The sequence below is a fragment of the Cryobacterium sp. 10I1 genome (genome assembly GCF_035019805.1).
GTDB lineage: Bacteria > Actinomycetota > Actinomycetes > Actinomycetales > Microbacteriaceae > Cryobacterium > Cryobacterium glucosi.
This window is the reverse complement of sequence record NZ_JASJVF010000412.1, coordinates 1-1,839: the sequence shown is the minus strand read 5'-3', so window position 1 is coordinate 1,839 and position 1,839 is coordinate 1. Positions and strand designations below refer to the sequence as shown.

The following is a 1,839-nucleotide window of genomic DNA, read 5'->3' as shown; positions in this document are numbered from 1 at the left end:
CGACCGCGACGAGCGCGAGACCGAGGGCGGCGTATCCGACCGGCGCGAGCCGTTCGCCGCCGACGAGGCCGGCGGTCATCGGCACGACCGCCGAGACCACGGCGGTCAGGGGCGAGAGGATGCTCATCGGACCGATCGCGAGGCACGCATACAGGAGGGAGATCGCGATCGCACCGGTCACCCCCGAGAGCGCACCCCAGAGCACGGCGTCCGGCGACCAGACGCCTCCCACGAACGGCAGGGCGACGAGCAGGACCAGCAGCCCGGAGCTCGCGGCGACCGCGGTGACGAGCACCGAACTGAGCCGCTTGGCCGCGAGGCCGCCGAGAAAGTCGGCGCTCCCGTAGATGAGGGCGCCGGCGAGTCCGACCAGGGCGGTGAGCATAGGCATCCAGCCTATGCGAGCTGCGCAGCCAGGCCCAGGCTCATGCACCGGGCGCACGCACCGGGCACACGCCGGCGATTCCGGCACAGGTATGGTGGGAGCGACACGGCCGGAGGAGGAACGATGACCGCACGCTGGGCACGGTTCGCTCGCGGCTGGTATATCGCAGGTTTCGCGACCTTCGTCGCGGCACTGTCGCACACCCTCGGTGGCGGCGCAGCCCCCGGTCTCCTTCCCGTCGTCATCTCCCTCGCGTTCGCCGGCATCGTCTGCATCGGCCTCGCCGGCCGCGCTGCCTCCCTCTGGCGTACCACGGCGGCCGTGCTCACGAGCCAGCTGATCTTCCACGGCCTGTTCTCCCTCGGCGCATCCGGCGGTTCCCTGCGAACGGATGCCCCGGCCGGCACCCTGCCCGCCCACAGTCACGCGGCGGGTTCCGCCCTGCTCTCGGTGCAGTCGGGCGCGACGACCGCGCCCGGACTGTCCGGCGTCTCCGGACTGTCCGGCGTCCCCGGACTGTCCGGCGCCCACGCAGCCCTGCCGATGGCCGGCATGACCGGCATGTCCGCAGCCCCCCTCGACGCGGCCCTGATGTCGCTCGCGCACCTGCTGGCGGCCGTCGTGACGATCGTCGCCCTCCGGCATGGCGAACGTGCGTTCGGCATCCTCGTCGCGGCGGCGCGACTCGTCGTCCGCAGGGTCCTGGTCGCCAGCAGCCTGCCGGTCCGCGCTCGCACGGCGCACCGCGTCCCGGCGCCGACGCTCGTCTTCCTGCCCCGAGACCTCGGGGTGCTCCTGTCCGTGATGCGGCACCGCGGCCCGCCGGAGACCCTGCGTTTCGCCTAGACCAGACCGTTTTGCTTTTCGCTCCGAACCAGGGGCAGTCGCGTGCGCTGCAGCCCGATGCCCCGGTTGTTCGGTGCCGCCAACTATCTAAGGAACCACAGTGACGTTCAAGACCACCGCCCTCGCGGCATCCGCCCTGCTCGCCGGCGGCATTCTCGCCCTTGCCGCGCCGCTCTCCGCGAGCGCCCACATCGACATCGACCCGTCCTCGGCCGCGGCCGGCTCGTACTCCGTGCTGAGCTTCGCGCTCCCGCACGGCTGCGCCGGATCACCCACGACCTCCATCAGCATCGCCATCCCGGAGAGCGTCGTCAGTGTCACGCCGACGGTCAACCCCAACTGGTCCGTCGAGAAGACCTCCACTCCGCTCGCGACCCCGCTGACGGACGAGGACGGCACCTCGATCACCGACAGGATCGGCGCCGTCGTATACACCGCGATCACCCCGATGGCCGACGGCCTGCGGACGACATTCGACCTCAGCCTGCAGATCCCCACGGATGCGGCCGGCACGACCCTCGAGTTCCCCGTCGTGCAGACCTGTGTCACCGGTTCGACGAACTGGGACGCCCATACCGTCGACGGTGAGGCCGAACCGGAGCACCCGG

3 protein-coding genes are annotated in these 1,839 nt (G+C 71.4%); 2 read left to right on the top strand and 1 reads right to left on the bottom strand.

Annotated features, from left to right (window positions below):
• Positions 1-391 (bottom strand): EamA family transporter (locus QN345_RS18600; RefSeq protein WP_323509061.1); only part of this gene is annotated, 391 nt, incomplete at its 3' end.
• A 117-nt stretch (positions 392-508) separates the two neighbouring features.
• On the opposite strand from QN345_RS18600, the gene QN345_RS18595 reads away from it, so the two are divergent.
• Complete coding sequence (locus QN345_RS18595; protein ID WP_134559205.1) at positions 509-1,231, top strand: hypothetical protein; 723 nt, start codon at positions 509-511, stop codon at positions 1,229-1,231.
• Between the two features lie 100 nt (positions 1,232-1,331).
• Positions 1,332-1,839 (top strand): YcnI family protein (locus tag QN345_RS18590; RefSeq protein ID WP_323509060.1); only part of this gene is annotated, 508 nt, incomplete at its 3' end.